Origin of the sequence: Streptomyces sp. NPDC093065, from assembly GCF_044754585.1 — a bacterium.
Classification (GTDB): Bacteria; Actinomycetota; Actinomycetes; order Streptomycetales; family Streptomycetaceae; genus Streptomyces.
The window spans coordinates 126,785-143,600 of the sequence record NZ_JBIVPJ010000010.1; the positions used below are offsets into that span (position 1 = coordinate 126,785).

14 protein-coding genes and 5 tRNA genes are annotated in these 16,816 nt (G+C 70.7%); 8 read left to right on the forward strand and 11 right to left on the reverse strand.

Translation table 11 applies throughout. The annotated features are described in order from the left end of the window. Window positions 1-93: 93 nt before the first annotated feature. A complete protein-coding gene (gene ndgR / locus ACIQFU_RS19365; RefSeq protein WP_011030305.1) occupies window positions 94-810 on the forward strand; it encodes an IclR family transcriptional regulator NdgR in 717 nt (238 codons plus the stop codon). A gap of 65 nt (window positions 811-875) precedes the next feature. Here the strand turns inward: ndgR and ACIQFU_RS19370 are convergent, their stop codons facing one another. Beyond that, window positions 876-1,469: a DUF4188 domain-containing protein gene (locus ACIQFU_RS19370; RefSeq protein WP_402552959.1), complete on the reverse strand. Its 594-nt coding sequence runs from the start codon at window positions 1,467-1,469 to the stop codon at window positions 876-878. Window positions 1,470-1,550: 81 nt separating this feature from the next. Here ACIQFU_RS19370 and ACIQFU_RS19375 point away from each other — a divergent pair, with 81 nt between their 5' ends. Then, window positions 1,551-2,195, forward strand: a complete 645-nt coding sequence (locus ACIQFU_RS19375) for a MerR family transcriptional regulator (protein ID WP_402552960.1) — start codon at window positions 1,551-1,553, stop codon at window positions 2,193-2,195. Window positions 2,196-2,243: 48 nt separating this feature from the next. On the opposite strand, the gene ACIQFU_RS19380 is transcribed toward ACIQFU_RS19375, so the two are convergent. From ACIQFU_RS19380 to ACIQFU_RS19425, 10 genes are all read right to left on the reverse strand, one after another. Beyond that, a tRNA-Glu gene (locus ACIQFU_RS19380) sits at window positions 2,244-2,316 on the reverse strand. Window positions 2,317-2,360: 44 nt separating this feature from the next. Next, window positions 2,361-2,432 (reverse strand) — tRNA-Gln (locus ACIQFU_RS19385). 20 nt (window positions 2,433-2,452) lie between these two features. Beyond that, window positions 2,453-2,525: transfer RNA gene (locus ACIQFU_RS19390), tRNA-Glu, on the reverse strand. A gap of 62 nt (window positions 2,526-2,587) precedes the next feature. Further along, window positions 2,588-2,660: transfer RNA gene (locus tag ACIQFU_RS19395), tRNA-Glu, on the reverse strand. 39 nt (window positions 2,661-2,699) lie between these two features. After that, window positions 2,700-2,771 (reverse strand) — tRNA-Gln (locus ACIQFU_RS19400). Window positions 2,772-2,863: 92 nt separating this feature from the next. After that, window positions 2,864-3,598: an HAD family hydrolase gene (locus ACIQFU_RS19405; RefSeq protein ID WP_402552961.1), complete on the reverse strand. Its 735-nt coding sequence runs from the start codon at window positions 3,596-3,598 to the stop codon at window positions 2,864-2,866. Window positions 3,599-3,637: 39 nt separating this feature from the next. Beyond that, window positions 3,638-4,033, reverse strand: coding sequence for a RidA family protein (locus ACIQFU_RS19410; RefSeq protein WP_402552963.1), 396 nt, complete (start codon window positions 4,031-4,033; stop codon window positions 3,638-3,640). 108 nt (window positions 4,034-4,141) lie between these two features. Then, complete coding sequence (gltX, locus tag ACIQFU_RS19415; RefSeq protein ID WP_402552965.1) at window positions 4,142-5,626, reverse strand: glutamate--tRNA ligase; 1,485 nt, start codon at window positions 5,624-5,626, stop codon at window positions 4,142-4,144. Next, the gene (locus tag ACIQFU_RS19420; protein ID WP_402552966.1) at window positions 5,619-6,395 is read right to left on the reverse strand and encodes a fumarylacetoacetate hydrolase family protein; all 777 of its coding nucleotides are present in this window, start codon (window positions 6,393-6,395) and stop codon (window positions 5,619-5,621) included. The genes gltX and ACIQFU_RS19420 overlap by 8 nt, the downstream gene beginning before the upstream one ends. Before the next feature lie 128 nt (window positions 6,396-6,523). Continuing rightward, complete coding sequence (locus ACIQFU_RS19425) at window positions 6,524-6,712, reverse strand: hypothetical protein (RefSeq protein WP_402553129.1); 189 nt, start codon at window positions 6,710-6,712, stop codon at window positions 6,524-6,526. Between the two features lie 602 nt (window positions 6,713-7,314). Here ACIQFU_RS19425 and ACIQFU_RS19430 point away from each other — a divergent pair. The 6 genes from ACIQFU_RS19430 to ACIQFU_RS19455 all read left to right on the forward strand — a co-directional run bounded on the left by ACIQFU_RS19430 (window position 7,315) and on the right by ACIQFU_RS19455 (window position 16,787). After that, window positions 7,315-11,235: a nitrate- and nitrite sensing domain-containing protein gene (locus tag ACIQFU_RS19430; protein WP_402552967.1), complete on the forward strand. Its 3,921-nt coding sequence runs from the start codon at window positions 7,315-7,317 to the stop codon at window positions 11,233-11,235. 9 nt (window positions 11,236-11,244) lie between these two features. Continuing rightward, window positions 11,245-11,658 (forward strand): roadblock/LC7 domain-containing protein, encoded by a 414-nt coding sequence (locus ACIQFU_RS19435; RefSeq protein WP_003973453.1) that lies wholly within the window; start codon window positions 11,245-11,247, stop codon window positions 11,656-11,658. Between the two features lie 111 nt (window positions 11,659-11,769). Then, window positions 11,770-12,168, forward strand: a complete 399-nt coding sequence (locus ACIQFU_RS19440; protein WP_153177787.1) for a DUF742 domain-containing protein — start codon at window positions 11,770-11,772, stop codon at window positions 12,166-12,168. Next, a complete protein-coding gene (locus ACIQFU_RS19445) occupies window positions 12,149-12,724 on the forward strand; it encodes an ATP/GTP-binding protein (protein WP_003973455.1) in 576 nt (191 codons plus the stop codon). The genes ACIQFU_RS19440 and ACIQFU_RS19445 overlap by 20 nt, the downstream gene beginning before the upstream one ends. A 402-nt stretch (window positions 12,725-13,126) precedes the next feature. Then, window positions 13,127-16,363 (forward strand): nitrate- and nitrite sensing domain-containing protein, encoded by a 3,237-nt coding sequence (locus tag ACIQFU_RS19450; RefSeq protein WP_402552969.1) that lies wholly within the window; start codon window positions 13,127-13,129, stop codon window positions 16,361-16,363. A 10-nt stretch (window positions 16,364-16,373) separates the two neighbouring features. Next, entirely contained in the window at window positions 16,374-16,787 is a 414-nt protein-coding gene (locus ACIQFU_RS19455; RefSeq protein WP_004983065.1) for a roadblock/LC7 domain-containing protein, read from the forward strand. Window positions 16,788-16,816: the final 29 nt, after the last annotated feature.

Genomic DNA, 16,816 nt, shown 5'->3' on the forward strand with positions numbered 1-16,816 from the left:
CACGGGCCGGTTGTGACTTCGTGCCATCCAGAGTGGCGCGTTCCACGGAAAATTGAACTTGCGTTTCACAGAGTGAGACGGGAGTATCGTTGCATGGACAACAGTAGCGGCGTCGGCGTTCTGGACAAGGCGGCCCTCGTCCTGAGCGCTCTGGAGTCCGGCCCGGCCACCCTCGCGGGACTGGTCGGCGCGACCGGACTGGCACGACCCACGGCCCACCGCCTGGCCGTGGCGCTGGAACACCACCGGATGGTGGCGCGCGACATGCAGGGCCGTTTCATTCTCGGCCCGCGCCTTGCCGAACTGGCGGCGGCGGCCGGCGAGGACCGCCTGCTCGCCACGGCGGGCCCGGTCCTCACCCACCTGCGCGACGTCACCGGCGAGAGCGCCCAGCTCTACCGCCGCCAGGGCGACATGCGCATCTGCGTGGCCGCGGCCGAGCGTCTGTCGGGCCTCAGGGACACGGTCCCGGTCGGCTCCACGCTCACCATGAAGGCCGGCTCCTCGGCGCAGATCCTCATGGCCTGGGAGGAGCCGGAGCGTCTCCACCGCGGCCTCCAGGGCGCCCGCTTCACGGCCACGGCGCTGTCCGGCGTGCGCCGCCGCGGCTGGGCCCAGTCCATCGGCGAGCGCGAGCCCGGCGTCGCGTCCGTCTCCGCGCCGGTGCGCGGCCCCTCCAACCGCGTGGTGGCCGCCGTGTCCGTCTCCGGGCCCATCGAGCGCCTCACCCGCCACCCCGGCCGCATGCACGCGCAGGCCATCATCGACGCCGCCGGCCGCCTCTCCGAGGCCCTGCGCCGCAACGGCTGACCTCCCCGGACACCTCCGACCGGCAACGGGCCCGCCTCAACGCCGCGGCGGGCCCTTCGCCGTTCTCAGGCCCCGTCCGCGGCCTTCCCCGGGGCGACGACCCTCTTCTCCGCCCTCTTCTCCGCCGCGCCCGCCGTCTTCTCCGCCGCGTCCGCCGTCTTCTGCGACCGGTACGCGAAGCGGTCCCGGGCGCGCTTGCCCCGCCGTTCGAGCGACACCCGGCCGTGCGCCGCCGCGAGCCCGAACGCGGGCATGTCGGCGTAGATCGACTCGTACGACCCCTCCGGCACGACGTACGCCTCGTGCCACAGCCCCACGTGCCCGCGCACCCTGCCCTTGCGCTCCTTGCGGTTGATGATCGCCCACGCCCGGTGGTGGAACATGTCGGGCGAGTGCGCGTACCGGTAGAGCTTCTCCTTGGACTCCCAGTACTGGACGACGTAGTACGTCCGCGGCGAGGCCGTCAGCAGGACGTGGCTCAGGAGCCCGCGCTCCGGGTCCTTCGCCAGCTCGCGGAGCATGCGCGGCATGGCGAGGAAGACCGGCACCCAGTGGTGCACGGCCCAGAAGTGGTTGATGCGCATGCCGATGAGCAGGACGGTCACGTCCCCCTCGGCGGCAGCGGTGGTGCGGGTCGCGGTCGCGGTCCTGCCCGGCATGACGCCTCCCCCTGTTGGTGAGCCGCACTGTCCAAGTGCTGCTGCTTAGATAGTGGCGCTATCCGAAGAAGGGCGCAAGGGATGCGACTGGCCGACCTGAGCAAGCGCAGCGGGGTGTCCACCGCGACGATCAAGTACTACCTGCGGGAAGGGCTGTTGCCGCCGGGCCGGCAGATCAACGCGACCACCGCCGAGTACGACGAGGACCATCTGCGCCGGCTGCGGCTGGTGCGGGCGCTGATCCAGGTCGGCAAGGTGCCGGTGGCCACGGCCCGGGAGGTCCTGGGGCACGTCGACGACGAGTCGCTGGGCCGCACCATCCGGCTGGGGGCGGCCCTGTGGGCGCTGCCGCAGGACGCCGAGCCGGACGAGGCGGACCCGGCGGTGGCCGCCGCGCGCACCGAGGTGGACCGGCTGCTTGAGCTGCTGGGCTGGGAAACCTCACGGGAGATGGCTCCGCTCTCCCCCGTGCACCGCTCCCTGGTGGTGGCGGTGGCCGCGCTGCGCCGCCTCGACTATCCGTGGGACGCGGAACTGATGGCGCCCTACGGCGAGTTGATGATGGAGGTGGCCCGACGGGACATGGACTTCATGGAGAGCCACGCCTCGGAGGCGGAGAAGGTCGAGACGGCGGTCGCGGCGGCGGTGCTCTTCCAGCCGGTGCTGCGGGCCCTGCACCGGCTGGCGCAGGAGGAGGAGTCGGCGCGGCGGTACGGCATCGAGTAACGCGGAAGGGGGCTCCCGCGTCAGCGGAAGCCCCCTTCGGACTTCGAGTACCCCCGACCGGATTCGAACCGGCGCTACCGCCTTGAGAGGGCGGCGTGCTAGGCCGCTACACAACGGGGGCGTGGATCTTGCAGGCGTTCAATGCCGCTTCGCCGCAGATCCGAGCTGGTCTACCAGGACTCGAACCTAGACTAACTGAACCAGAATCAGTCGTGCTGCCAATTACACCATAGACCAATGTGGTTTAGACCAGTTCGTACCCCCGACCGGATTCGAACCGGCGCTACCGCCTTGAGAGGGCGGCGTGCTAGGCCGCTACACAACGGGGGCCCTAGCGATCCTGCATCAAGGACAGTGGGAGCGACCCGAACTGTCCTCGCGGGAAGGATCTGTACCCCCGACCGGATTCGAACCGGCGCTACCGCCTTGAGAGGGCGGCGTGCTAGGCCGCTACACAACGGGGGCCTTGCGGATGTGCTCCGCGGCGCAGATAAGCTCTGCGAGCTGGCCTACCAGGACTCGAACCTAGACTAACTGAACCAGAATCAGTCGTGCTGCCAATTACACCATAGGCCACTGGAACGCAAGCCCCGGAGGGGTTCTTGTTCTAGCGTTGCGCTTCCGGTTTCCGGCCCTTCGGCCCGCTCTCCGGCGGCGCAGGAAGAACATTACCCGAAGGTCGACGGGGCTCCAAAACGGGTATCGGCGCCGAGGAGCGCGGGAAGTTCGGAGAGCGAGGCGATACGGCGCGGTCCGGCCGGCGGGTCGACGGCCGCGTAGACGCCGCCGCGGTCGATCCACACGGAGAGCAGCCCGGCGTCGGCGGCGCCGCGTCCGTCGATCTCCGGGTGGTCGCCGACGTAGGCGACCTCGGACGGGTGGAGGCCGAGGGCGTCGCAGGCGGCGAGGAAGGCTCCGGCCTCCGGCTTGGAGACGCCCAGCTCGGCGGCGCACAGGACGGCTTCGAAGCGGTCGTGCACACCGAGGACGCGCAGCTTGCGGTCCTGGACGGTGAGGCTGGAGTTGGAGAGCACGGCGTGCCGGTGGCTGTCGGCGAGGGCGTCCAGGACGGGCATCACGTCCGGGAAGAGGGACCAGGCGGCCTCGTAGTGCGTGACGTAGCGCTGGAACCAGTCGTCGGCCTCGGCATCCGTCAGCTCCGGCCGGCCGAGGAAGACCCGGGTGCGGTCGCGCCGCTGTGTGACGAAGTCCACCTCGCCCGCGGAGAAGCGCGCCCACTGCCGGTCGGTGATCTCCCGCCAGCGCACGAGGGCCTCCTCGGCCGATCCGTACCCGGCGAGCAGTCCCTCGGCGACCAGGTGGGCGCGCATGCCCGCGCGGTCGGCGGTGGTGTAGTCGAAGAGGGTGTCGTCGACGTCCCAGACCACGGCTTTGATCGGCATGGGGCCCAGCGTAGGCGCAGGGGGCGGCCGTGGTCCCGGCTACTGCACGGCCAGGCCCTCGATCTCGACCAGCATCTGCGGGTCGGACAGGGCCCGGACCTCGGCCAGCAGGCTGGCGGGGCGGCAGTCCGCGGCGGCCAGCTCGCTCAGTATGGCGTCGTAGTGGGCCGTCACCGCCTCGATGTCGACGGTGAGGATCCTGATCTGCACGAGGTCGCTCAGGGCGAACCCGGCCTTGTCCAGCGTCTCGGCCAGGCGCCGGAAGGTCAGCCGGATCTGGCCGCGGACGTCGCCCACGGCGGCGATGCCGCCCTCGTCGTCCCGGGCCTCGTGACCGGCGACCACGAGCCAGCGGCGCGGCTGTTCGACGAGTACGGCCCGGTTGTAGGCGAGCCGGTCCCCGAAGAAGCGTGGGTCGATGTCCTCACGGCGCATGCCGTCAGTCTGCGGGCGCCGGGTCGACGGCGCCGGTCGGAGGGGCCCGGGCGGGGTACGGAAAGGGCGGCGCCCCACGCGGACGCCGCCCTTCACACGCGCTGCCGGTTACGCGGTGAGTCGTGCCAGCGCCGCGTCGATGCGCGCCAGTGCCTTCTCCTTGCCCAGGACCTCCAGGGACTCGAAGAGGGGCAGGCCGACCGTGCGGCCGGTGACGGCGACGCGGACGGGGGCCTGGGCCTTGCCGAGCTTGAGGCCGTGGGTCTCGCCGGCGGCCAGGACGGCCTCCTTGAGGGCCTCCGGGGAGGTCCAGTCGGCCGCGTCCAGCTTCTCGCGGGCCGTGCGCAGGAGCGCGTCCGAACCTTCCTTCATGGCCTTGGTCCAGCTCGCCTCGTCGAGGACCGGCTCCGGCAGGAACAGGAAGTCGACGTTGTCGGTGATCTCGGAGAGGACCTTGAGGCGGGTCTGCGCGTGCGGCGCGATCGCCTGCCACTTGGCCTCGTCGAAGTCCTCCGGCGCCCAGGGGGCGACGGGGGCCTTCAGCCAGGGGCGGCAGCGCTCGGTGAAGTCCTTGGTCTCCAGGAGTCGGATGTGGTCGGCGTTGATCGCCTCGCACTTCTTCAGGTCGAAGCGGGCCGGGTTGGGCTGCACGTCGGAGACGTCGAAGGCCGCGACCATCTCCTCGATGGTGAAGATGTCCTGGTCGGCGGAGAGCGACCAGCCGAGGAGGGAGAGGTAGTTGAGCAGGCCCTCGGGCAGGAAGCCGCGCTCGCGGTAGAGGTTGAGGCTCGACTGCGGGTCGCGCTTGGACAGCTTCTTGTTGCCCTCGCCCATGACGTACGGCAGGTGGCCGAAGGCGGGGATCTCCTTGGCGACGCCCAGCTCGATCAGCGCCTTGTACAGGGCGATCTGGCGCGGGGTGGAGGAGAGCAGGTCCTCGCCGCGCAGGACGTGGGTGATCTCCATCAGGGCGTCGTCGACCGGGTTGACGAGCGTGTAGAGGGGGGCTCCGTTGGCGCGGACGATGCCGTAGTCCGGGACGTTCTCCGGGAGGTAGGTGATCTCGCCGCGGACCAGGTCCGTGAAGGTGATCGCCTCGTCGGGCATCCGGAAGCGGACGATGGGCTCGCGGCCCTGGGCCTCGTACTCCTCGACCCGTGCGGCGGTCAGGTCGCGGCAGTGACCGTCGTACCCGGAGGGCTTGCCGGCGGCGCGGGCGGCCTCGCGGCGGGTGTCCAGCTCCTCCTGGGAGCAGTAGCAGCGGTAGGCGTGCCCGGCGTCCAGGAGCTGCTGAGCGACGCCCTTGTAGACGTCCATGCGCTGCGACTGCCGGTACGGGGCGTGCGGGCCGCCGACCTCGGGGCCCTCGTCCCAGTCGAAGCCCAGCCAGCGCATCGAGTCGAGCAGCTGGTCGTACGACTCCTCGGAGTCGCGGGCCGCGTCGGTGTCCTCGATGCGGAAGACCAGCGTGCCCTGGTGGTGGCGCGCGAAGGCCCAGTTGAACAGGGCGGTGCGGACCAGGCCCACGTGGGGGTTGCCGGTGGGGGACGGACAGAAACGGACGCGTACGGAGGAGCCGGATGCGCTAGCCACGCTTGACAACCTTGTTGGTGAGAGTGCCGATGCCTTCGATGGTGACGGCGACCTCGTCGCCGACGTTGAGGGGGCCGACGCCGGCCGGGGTGCCCGTGAGGATCACGTCGCCGGGCAGCAGCGTCATCGCCTCGGAGATGTTGACGATCAGGTCCTCGATGGAGTGGATCATCTCGCCGGTGCGGCCGAGCTGGCGCTGGCCGCCGTTGACCGTGAGCTGGATGGTCACGTCGGACGGGTCCAGGTCGGTCTCCACCCAGGGGCCGAGCGGGCAGGAGGAGTCGAAGCCCTTGGCCCTGGCCCACTGCTTCTCACGGCGCTGCACGTCGCGGGCGGTGACGTCGTTGGCGCAGGTGTAGCCGAAGACGACGTCCTTGACGCGCTCGCGCGGGACCTCGCGGCACATGCGGCCGATGACGACGGCCAGTTCGGCCTCGTGGTGCAGTTCCTCGGTGAAGGAGGGGTACTGGATGGCGTCCCCGGGGCCGATCACGGAGGTGGACGGCTTGAAGAAGGCGAACGGGGCGTCGGGCACCTCGTTGCCCAGTTCCCGGGCGTGCTCGGCGTAGTTGCGGCCGAAGGCGACGACCTTGTTGGGGAGTACCGGCGGCAGGAGCCGCACCTTGCTCAGGGGCACCTTGGTGCCGGAGAGCTCGTAGTCCGCGAACGGGATGCCCTTGATGATGTCGAGGACGAGCTGGTCCGGCTGGTCGCCCTCGACCGCGCCGAAGGCGACGTTCCCGTCGATGGAGAACCTGGCGATGCGCACGGGTTGCTTGGCCCCTTGACTGAGCTGGCTGAAGTCTGACGCTCCAGGCTATCGCGGTGGGCCTGAACCGCCGGGCAAGCCCTCAGGGGCCGGGGCCGCCGCTGAACGCCGGGCGACCGGGTGCCGTACTACTCTGCGACCGATGCCGCGACCGGGGCCTCCATGAGGACGGTGCGGCGGGGGTTGGCGGTCTGGGTGGGGAGCTCGACGGCGTGCTCCGGCTGCTCCGGCGTCTGCAGGTCGTCGGCGTCCTTGAGGTGCGCCAGCGTCGTGCGCCGCGGGTTGGCGATCTTGTGGAACATCGTCGTCGTCTTCACGGTTCTACGGGGCCCTGTCGTGTCCGGGCGCCCGAGAGGCATGGATAGCCCCTGCAAGGGCGCGGGTTGTCGGTTTTGCCTTCTCTGTAAAGCGTCAGGCTAAACATGCGATTCCCCGGCAACCGTGGGGGAGTCCACGATCCGGGTGTGAGTTTCCTCACTTATCAAGGGTCAAACCGGTCAATTGCGACGCCGATGCCACTCCGACTAAACCGACATTGCACACCTGAAGCCATCATTCCGCTGCTGATCATGTCGACTGGGACACGCCTCCCACCTCGACGACTCGCGCACATACGTCCGGTTTGCGGGTGATCATCTTCTACGGCAGGTGACTCGGCCCTCACGTGCTGTCACGTATCTCACGGCCTGCCCCACGGGCCTTGTTGGAGATCCTGCACTGTGCTGGAATTCCACGGACCGCCGCAGGATCGAGCCGGCGCACAGGGGGCGCACACCAGCGCCGAGCGGCGGCGAGAAGGGGGAACCAGCGCCGGTCACTCACGACCAACACAGGGGCGTATTCAGGGCGCCCCCATGACGCCGACACCGTGCCCAGCCGTTCACGCGGAGGGGCGCCTGGTCCAGAGGTTGCGACGCTAGTGCAGGGACGTTTCAAGAGGGATGGCAGCGCTTCGGCGGAGCCGGAGCCGCAGGGCGGGACTGGCCCCAAGGCCGTCAGCTCCTCGCCCCAGCACGCCCAGAACCCGGGCCAGACCCAGTCCGGCGACGGTGGGGAGCGCGCCGGTCAGGCGGCGGACTCCTCCGCACCCGGCCAGCAGCCGCCCGCGAAGCCGGCCAAGGGCTCGACCGGCCCCGGCCCGCGCATAGCCTTGCGCAACTGGCGGATCTCCACCCGTCTGGTCTCGCTGCTGGCGCTTCCGGTGGTCGCGGCGACCTCGCTGGGCGCGCTGCGCATCAACCAGTCGATCGACGACATCGAGCAGCTCGAGAACATGAAGCTGCTCACCGAGATGACCAAGCAGGCCACCGAGCTGGCTCACGCGCTCCAGGAGGAGCGCGACCAGTCCGCCGGCCCGCTGGCCCACGGCTCGAAGTCGAGCGCGATCGCCGTCAAGGGCGACCGCGAGCAGACCGACCGCGCCCTGAAGAACTTCCTCGACAAGTCCGAGCAGATCGACGCGGCGAGCAAGGACGGCAAGCTGGTCGGCGTCCGCGACAGCCTCGTCGGCATCGCGAGCGACCTGAACGACCTGACCAAGATCCGCAGCACGGCGTACACGGCGAAGGACAACTCGACCCAGACGGTCGAGTCCTACCACCGCCTGATCACCCACCTGCTCGACCTCTCGCAGGACATGGCGGAGGCGACCAGCAACTCCGACATGATCCAGCGCACGCGCGCCCTGTCGGCCTTCTCCTCCGCCAAGGAGTACGCGTCCATCCAGCGCGCGGTCCTCGCGGCGGCGCTGCCCGCGAACAACACGGACAAGGGCGACCTCGCCGAGAACGACCGGCTGTACGCCCAGTCCGCGCTGCAGAGCCAGACGTCGGAGATCCGCAGCTTCTCCAGCATCTACGGCGACGGCGCCGAGGACCTGCTCAAGCCGATCACCGAGGGCAACCCGGTGATCGAGGCGTCCGACCAGTACGCGGGCCGCGCGCTCAGCAAGACCAAGGGTCTGGAGAGCCTGAAGTCCCGGTCCTACCAGGACTGGCTGGACGACAGCTCCACCAAGATCCAGCAGATGAAGAACATCGAGCTGAAGCTGCTGGAGGACATGGAGCAGCAGGCCCGTGAGCTGCGCAACGAGTCCGAGCAAGAGGCCATCATCTCCGGTGTCCTCATCCTGCTCGTGCTCGGCGTCTCGCTGGTCGGCGCGTTCGTCGTGGCGCGGTCCATGATCCGCTCGCTGCGCCGCCTGGAGGACACCGCGACCAAGGTCGCCCAGGACCGTCTGCCCGAGCTGGTCAAGCAGCTTTCCGAGACCGACCCGCAGGACGTCGACACCTCGGTGGAGTCGGTCGGTGTGCACTCCCGGGACGAGATCGGCCGAGTGGCCGCGGCCTTCGACGACGTGCACCGCGAGGCGGTCCGCCTCGCCGCCGAGCAGGCCCTGCTGCGGGGCAACGTCAACGCGATGTTCACCAACCTCTCGCGCCGCTCCCAGGGCCTCATCCAGCGTCAGCTCTCGCTCATCTCCGAACTGGAGTCCCGCGAGGCCGACCCGGACCAGCTGTCCTCGCTGTTCAAGCTCGACCACCTCGCCACGCGCATGCGCCGTAACGGTGAGAACCTCCTCGTCCTCGCCGGTGAGGAGCCGGGCCGGCGCTGGACCCGCCCGGTCCCGCTGGTCGACGTGCTCCGTGCCGCCGCCTCCGAGGTGGAGCAGTACGAGCGCATCGAGCTGGCCTCCGTGCCGAGCACCGAGGTCGCCGGCCGCGTCGTCAACGACCTCGTGCACCTGCTCGCCGAGCTGCTGGAGAACGCGACCTCGTTCTCCTCACCGCAGACCAAGGTCAAGGTCACCGGTCACGCGCTGCCCGACGGCCGGGTGCTGATCGAGATCCACGACACCGGTATCGGCCTCTCGCCGGAGGACCTGGCCGCGATCAACGAGCGGCTCGCCTCGCCGCCCACCGTGGACGTCTCCGTCTCCCGCCGCATGGGTCTGTTCGTGGTCGGCCGTCTGTCGCAGCGCCACGGCATCCGCATCCAGCTGCGTCCGTCCGACTCCGGCGGTACGACCGCGCTGGTCATGCTGCCCGTCGACGTCGCCCAGGGCGGCCGCAAGCCGCAGCCCAAGCCCGGCCAGCCCGGCGCGGGCAGTGGTGGTCCGGCCGCGGCCCAGGCGGCAGCCGGTGTCGCCGCGGCCCGCCGTGGCGGCCAGGGCGGCGGTGCCTTCGGCGGCGGTGGCGGTGCCCTCGGCGCGGGTGCGCCGGGCGGCAGGCTCGGCGCCGGTCAGGGACCGCGGGCCGCACTGCCCGGACGTGACCCGGGCGGGCGCCCGGGTGCGCCCGGCGGCGCGCACGGACCCCAGGCCCCGGCGACCCCGGGCCGGCAGAACCGCCCGGCTCCGGCCGGCGCGGGAGCCGGTGCCGGTCAGGCGCCCGGTGCCCCGCAGGGCCTGCAGGCCGCGGGCATGAACGCGCCGCAGGGCAACGCCCCCGCGAACAACGCCCCGCAGGGTCAGGACATGTTCGGCGGCACCCGCACTCCCGCCACGCCGCCGCAGCGCGGCAAGCGCGGCGCGGGCGGCGACGCCGAGCAGGGCCGTCGTCCGCAGCTGCCGCCGCGTGGCGGCCCGCGGGCCGAACTGCCCGGCGGCAACCCGCAGCCCCGCGTGCCCAGCTGGAGCGACGAGAACGCGCAGCCGCCCGCGCCGCGTGCCTCGCTGGACGCCCCGCGCGGCCACGACGAGCCGAACGGCTCCCGCGCCGACCTGACCCCGCGCCTCGACGAGCGGCAGGGTCCTGGCGCGACCGCCGAGATGCCGGCGGTGCCCCGGTTCGGCGAGCCCCAGTCCCCCGCGGCCACGGCCGAGTTCGCCCGTCCCGACTTCGACGCCCCGGCGCCGCGACGGGACGAGCCGCAGGACACGGGCCAGTTCGCCCAGCCCGGCCAGGACCAGTACGGCGGTCGGAGCCAGTACGACGACCAGAACCAGTACGGCGGTCAGAACCAGTACCAGGACCAGTTCGGGCAGAGCCAGTACGGTCAGGGTCAGTACGGCCAGGACGCCCCGCAGAACGACCAGTTCGCGCGGCCCGAGCCGGCCGCCCCGCAGCAGGGCGGCGCCCCCTTCGTCCGCTCGGACGTCTTCGGCGGGCAGCCCGCCCCGAACAACCCGGCCCAGGACCGGTTCGCCGGCGCCCAGGGCTACGGCAGCGGCTCGACCGGGCAGCACGACCTGTCGGCCCGTCAGAACCCGGCGGCCACCGGTCAGTTCGAGCGCCCCCAGGCAGGCGGCACGCAGGGCGGGAACGACTTCGGCGCCCCGCGTCCGCCGGCCCCGCAGCGGCCGGTCGCGCCGGAGCCCGCGAGCCAGAACGCCAACGGCACCCCCGCGCAGCGGCCCGGAGACGGATGGGCGCTGCCCCCGGCCTCCGGTCCCGGTGACGGACGTACGCCGCTGTACGACACGCTGGAGACCAACTGGTTCCACGGGGACCGCGAGGCGAGGGCGCCGCAGGCCGCCCCGGCCGCGTCCCCGGAGCCGCAGGCTCCCCAGCCCCAGACCCCGGCGGCCCCCCAGCGGCCGGCCACCTCGGCCTGGCGCAGCTCGCCGAACGACGACCTCGTCCGGCAGGCGGAGCGCGTAAGGCAGCCGGCCGCGGGCGGAGTCACCACCTCCGGCCTTCCGCGCCGGGTACCCCGGGCCAACCTCGTCCCGGGGACGGCTCAGCAGCAGTCGCACCAGAACGGTCCGCAGGTTTCGCGTGCGCCCGACGAGGTGCGCGGCCGGCTGACCAATCTCCGTCGGGGAATCGCACAGGGCCGTCAGGCCGGTACCAACCAGACCGGCAGCTACCCGCGGCCCACTCACCAGCAGGAGCGTTAGTTGAGCCCGATGAGCCAGGCGGCACAGAACCTCAACTGGTTGATCACGAATTTCGTGGACAACACCCCAGGGGTGTCCCACACCGTCGTCGTGTCCGCGGACGGACTTCTCCTGGCGATGTCGGAGGGCTTCCCTCGCGACCGCGCCGACCAGCTCGCGGCAGTCGCCTCGGGGCTGACCTCGCTGACCGCCGGGGCCTCCCGGATCTTCGAGGGCGGCAACGTGGCGCAGACGGTCGTGGAGATGGAGCGGGGATTCCTCTTCCTCATGTCCGTCTCGGACGGCTCGTCCCTGGCCGTCCTCGCGCACCCGGAGTGCGACATCGGCCTCGTCGGCTACGAGATGGCGCTCCTGGTCGACCGCGCGGGCGCGGTCCTCACACCCGACCTGCGCGCCGAACTACAAGGCAGTCTGCTCCACTGATCGGCCCCGGCACCACCCGTGTTACCAAATCACCGTCCGGCCGCCACAATCCCCCCACCGGCCTCGTCAGACGGCTTGACTGACCGACTTGCTGTCCCGCCCGGAGGATTCATGACCCCGCCCACCGCCTCTCATGATCCGTACGCGGAGCCGTACGAGGACGAGGGCGACCAGCCGCTGGTCCGTCCCTACGCGATGACCGGTGGCCGGACCAGGCCGCGCTATCAGCTCGCCATCGAGGCACTGATCAGTACGACGGCCGACCCGGCAGCGCTCATGGGGCTGCTCCCCGAGCACCAGCGGATCTGCCACTTGTGCCGCGAGGTGAAATCGGTGGCCGAGGTGTCGGCCCTGCTGGCGATGCCGCTCGGCGTGGCGCGGATCCTGGTCGCGGACCTCGCGGAGGCCGGGATGGTCGCGATCCACCAGCCTGGCGGAGACGAGAACAACGGCGGTGCGCCGGACGTGACACTGCTCGAAAGGGTGCTCAGTGGACTTCGAAAGCTCTGACGGAGGGCGGGCGACCACCTCCGCGAAGATCGTGGTGGCCGGCGGCTTCGGCGTCGGCAAGACCACGTTCGTGGGCGCCGTCTCCGAGATCAACCCCCTGCGTACCGAGGCCGTGATGACTTCGGCCAGTGCCGGGATCGACGACCTCACGCACGCGGGGGACAAGACGACCACGACGGTCGCCATGGACTTCGGCCGCATCACGCTGGACCAGGACCTGATCCTGTACCTGTTCGGTACGCCGGGCCAGGACCGCTTCTGGTTCATGTGGGACGACCTGGTGCGCGGCGCCATCGGCGCGGTCGTGCTGTGCGACACCCGCCGGCTGGCCGACTGCTTCCCGGCCGTCGACTACTTCGAGAACAGCGGTCTGCCGTTCGTCGTCGCGCTCAACGGCTTCGACGGGCAGCAGCCGTACTCCCCGGACGAGGTCCGCGAGGCGCTGCAGATCGGGCCCGACACCCCGATCATCACGACCGACGCCCGGCATCGCGCCGACGCGAAGTCGGCGCTGATCACACTGGTCGAGCACGCGCTGATGGCCCGCCTGCGGTAGGTCCACCGACCGTCGCAGCCAAGTCGGCAGGTCTCTACGGCACTTGTCGTAGACGGGACGGAGCCGACTGTGTCCTTTGACACGGTCGGCTCCGCTGTTCATAACGTTTCGGCAGAGGAATCGGGTGGTACCGACACGCGACGCGGTCAGCTGGTCTCGCTGCGCGCACGAACACCCCGTCTTTTGACGGGCCTCGCTCTTTATGACCGTTTTACGTGGGGCTTACATCACGTGTAACCCCCGCGTTCCACTGTTTGGAAGAGCGCTGGTCGCCGTGCTGGAATGCCAGAACTGCCCAATGGTCAAAGACGTACTCAGCAGTAGCGCGTACTCGATGACGGACTGGGTTCTGAGACACAGCGGCACGACACAGGTGCCGACCGCCGAGAGGTTGTTGGTCGAGTGAGGCGAAGCAAGAACAGTCCCGAGCCATCGGCCCGGGGCAACTTCACCCCGCCGCCGCGCACAGCGGCGCCCGCCCCCGCCCCCGCCGCGGAACCCAAGGCCGAGCCGCCCGCGCCGAGCGGTGGCCGTTTCACGCCGCGCAACTGGCGGGTGACCACCCGGCTGAACGCGATCCTGCTCATACCCGTGCTGGTCGGCCTGGTCATGGGCGGCTTCCAGGTGAAGAGTTCGATCGACACCTGGCAGGACGCCGAGGACGCCGAGAGCACCGCGCGTCTGGTGCGCGCCTCCCTCGGCTACGCCAACGCCCTCTACAACGAGCGCGACGTCACGGCCGCCCCGCTGCTGCAGGGCAAGGGTGAGAAGGACTCCACCGTCGCCCAGGCCCGCCGGACCACCGACGACACGGCCGACGCCTTCGACCGGGCGGCCCAGGGCATGCCCGAAAAGGCGGGCCTCGAACGCCGGCTGAAGGTGTTCCGCGAGCAGGAGCCCAAGCTCCAGACGCTGCGGGCGGCCGCGTACACCTCCAAGCTCAGGGGCGTGGAGACCGAGGAGGGCTACACCGGTGTCGCCCACCCCCTGATGGAGTTCGCCAACGAGCTCGGTCTGGGCACCGGCAACATCACCTCCTACGGCCGTACCGTCTACGCGATCTCCCTGACCAAGGCCGCGCTCTCCCTGGAGCGTTCCATCGGCATGCACATGCTGGTCAAGCCCGGTCCTGAGCCCGGCCACCTCGCCAGCCAGCGCGTCGCGCTCTCCTCGTACGCCTACCTTGAGCGCATCGCGATCGAGGAGTACATCGGCGGCGGCACCGAGGCGGACGCGCAGAAGCTCGAGGACTCGCAGGCCGAGCTCAAGGAGGACGGCGCGGCCATGGCCAAGGAGGCCAAGGCCAAGGACCCGGACTACGTTCCGCCGCCGTCCAACCCGACGACGATGATCTCGGAGCTGGCCGGGCTCGGCTCCACGGACACCGGCGCGCGTGCCGAGCTGGCCCAGCAGGGCATCACGCCGGAAAACTGGTGGGCGGTCAACACCCTCAAGTTCGACGCCTACGAGAAGATCGAGACGGACCTGGCCGACAAGGCGGTGTCCGAGGCGTCCGCGATCGCCGACGACGCCGAGCGCGACGCCTACATCACCGGTGCCGCGGTCGTGATCGCGCTGCTCGCCGCGTTCGTCCTGGCCGGCATGGTGGCCCGCCAGATGAGCCGCTCCATGCGCCAACTGCGCAACGCCGCCTTCGGCATCGCCGAGCAGCGCCTGCCGATGCTGGTCGACCAGCTCTCGCGCACCGAGCCCGGCCGGGTCGACACCCGGGTGCAGCCCATCCCGATCGCCTCGACCGACGAGATCGGCGAGGTCGCCCGGGCCTTCGACCAGGTGCACCGCGAGGCGGTCCGGCTCGCCTCCGAGCAGGCCCTGCTGCGGGGCAACATCAACGCGATCTTCACCAACCTGTCGCGCCGCAACCAGTCGCTGATCGAGGGCCAGCTGAGCCTGATCACCGACCTGGAGAACAACGAGGCCGACCCCGACCAGCTGGAGAACCTCTTCCGGCTCGACCACCTGGCCACCCGTATGCGCCGCAACGGCGAGAACCTCCTGGTCCTCGCCGGCGAGGAGCCCGGCCGCCGCTGGGACCAGCCGGTTCCGCTGGTGGACGTGCTGCGTGCCGCCTCCTCCGAGGTGGAGCAGTACGAGCGCATCGAGCTGTCCGGTGTGCCGGAGGCCGAGATCCACGGCCGCGCCGTGACCGACCTCGTGCACCTCCTCGCCGAGCTCCTGGAGAACGCCACCACCTTCTCCTCCCCGCAGACCAAGGTCCGCGTCACCGCGACCCGGCTGCCCGACGGCCGCGTGATGGTCGAGATCCACGACAAGGGCATCGGCCTGACCGCCGAGGACTTCGCGGACATCAACCACAAGCTCGCCAACCCGCCGACCGTGGACGCCGCGATCTCGCAGCGCATGGGCCTGTTCGTGGTCGGCCGGCTCTCCGACCGGCACGGCATCCGCGTCCAGCTGCGCCCCTCCGGCGAGCAGGCGGGCACCACCTCGCTGGTCATGCTCCCGGACGCCATCACCCACGGTGGTGGCGGCGAGCAGCAGCCGCGCGACGAGTTCACCGTCTCGCAGATCATCCCGGAGCAGAACTTCCAGGGCGAGAGCTTCACCCAGGTCGGCCAGCCCATGCGGACCGCCGCGGAGCTGGGCTTCGACGACAGCCGGTACTCCGAGGTCCCCGACGACATCCGCGAGCTCGACCCGGTCGGCCGCTCGCTGATGCGCGAGGAGCGCCGCGCGGCCCTCGAGGCCCAGTCGCCCCCCGAACTGCCGGGTCCGGCGGACCGGGGCGAGGACCAGAACCCCGAGGCCGCCGGCTTCCAGGACCAGTTCACCGGGCAGCAGCCGGGCTACGACCAGGCTCTCGACGGCTACCAGCAGCAGCCGAACGGCGCGTACCAGGAGCCGGTGAACGGTGCCTACCAGGAGCCGGTGAACGGCGGGTACGACCAGCAGTCGGCGTACGCCGATCAGCAGCAGGCCTACCAGGAACCGCAGCAGGCGTCGTACGACGAGCAGTACTACGCGCCGAACGGCGGCGCGCCGGAGAACGGGAGCTACTCCCCCTTCGAACAGCGGCGCCACCAGGACGACTGGCCGCAGCAGGACGGATACCAGAACGGATATCCGGACCAGTACGCCGCGGGCGCCCCGCAGGCGCAATCCGCCCAGGCCGCTGACGTGAACGAGGCGGACCGCGTAGGCTTCGACCGTCCGGGGCCGGTCCCCTCCGCCGCCCACGAGCTGACCGACGCCGGTCTTCCCCGCCGCGGATCCACCGCGAGCGGCGCGGGCGATGCGGGGCACGTGGGCCAGGAGACGCCGGCCGCCGCACCGGGGGCGGGCGGCGAGGACACCTGGCGGTCGGCCAACGACGACCGCTGGCAGCAGGCCTCGGCGCTGCGCAGGCCCAAGGCGGGCGGGGTGACCTCCTCGGGACTGCCTCGGCGGGTGCCCAAGGCCAACCTGGTCGAGGGCGCGGCCGAGACCACTCCCCAGGGAGGCCCCCAGGTCTCCCGCGCTCCGGAGGACGTCCGGGGCAGGCTGAGCAACCTGCGGCGCGGCGTCGAGCGAGGCCGCAACGCAGGCAGTGAAACGAACGGCCAGGACACAAGGAATGAACACCGTGGTCCTGACAGCACCTACAACCAGGAGCGTTAGTGTGAGCCCGATGAGCCAGGCGGCGCAGAACCTGAACTGGTTGATCACCAACTTCGTGGACAACACCCCGGGGGTGTCCCACACGGTGGTGGTCTCCGCCGACGGACTCCTTCTGGCGATGTCCGAAGGGTTCCCGCGCGACCGAGCCGATCAGCTCGCGGCCGTCGCCTCCGGCCTGACCTCGCTGACCGCCGGTGCCTCGCGCATCTTCGAGGGCGGCAGCGTGAACCAGACGGTTGTGGAGATGGAGCGCGGATTCCTCTTCATCATGTCCATCTCCGACGGCTCGTCCCTCGCGGTTCTCGCACACCCCGAGGCGGACATCGGCCTCATTGGGTACGAGATGGCCCTTCTCGTGGACCGTGCGGGCACGGTCCTCACCCCTGATCTGCGGGCGGAGCTCCAAGGGAGCCTTCTCAACTAAAGGACAGACGGTGCGTTTTGGCGTCCCGT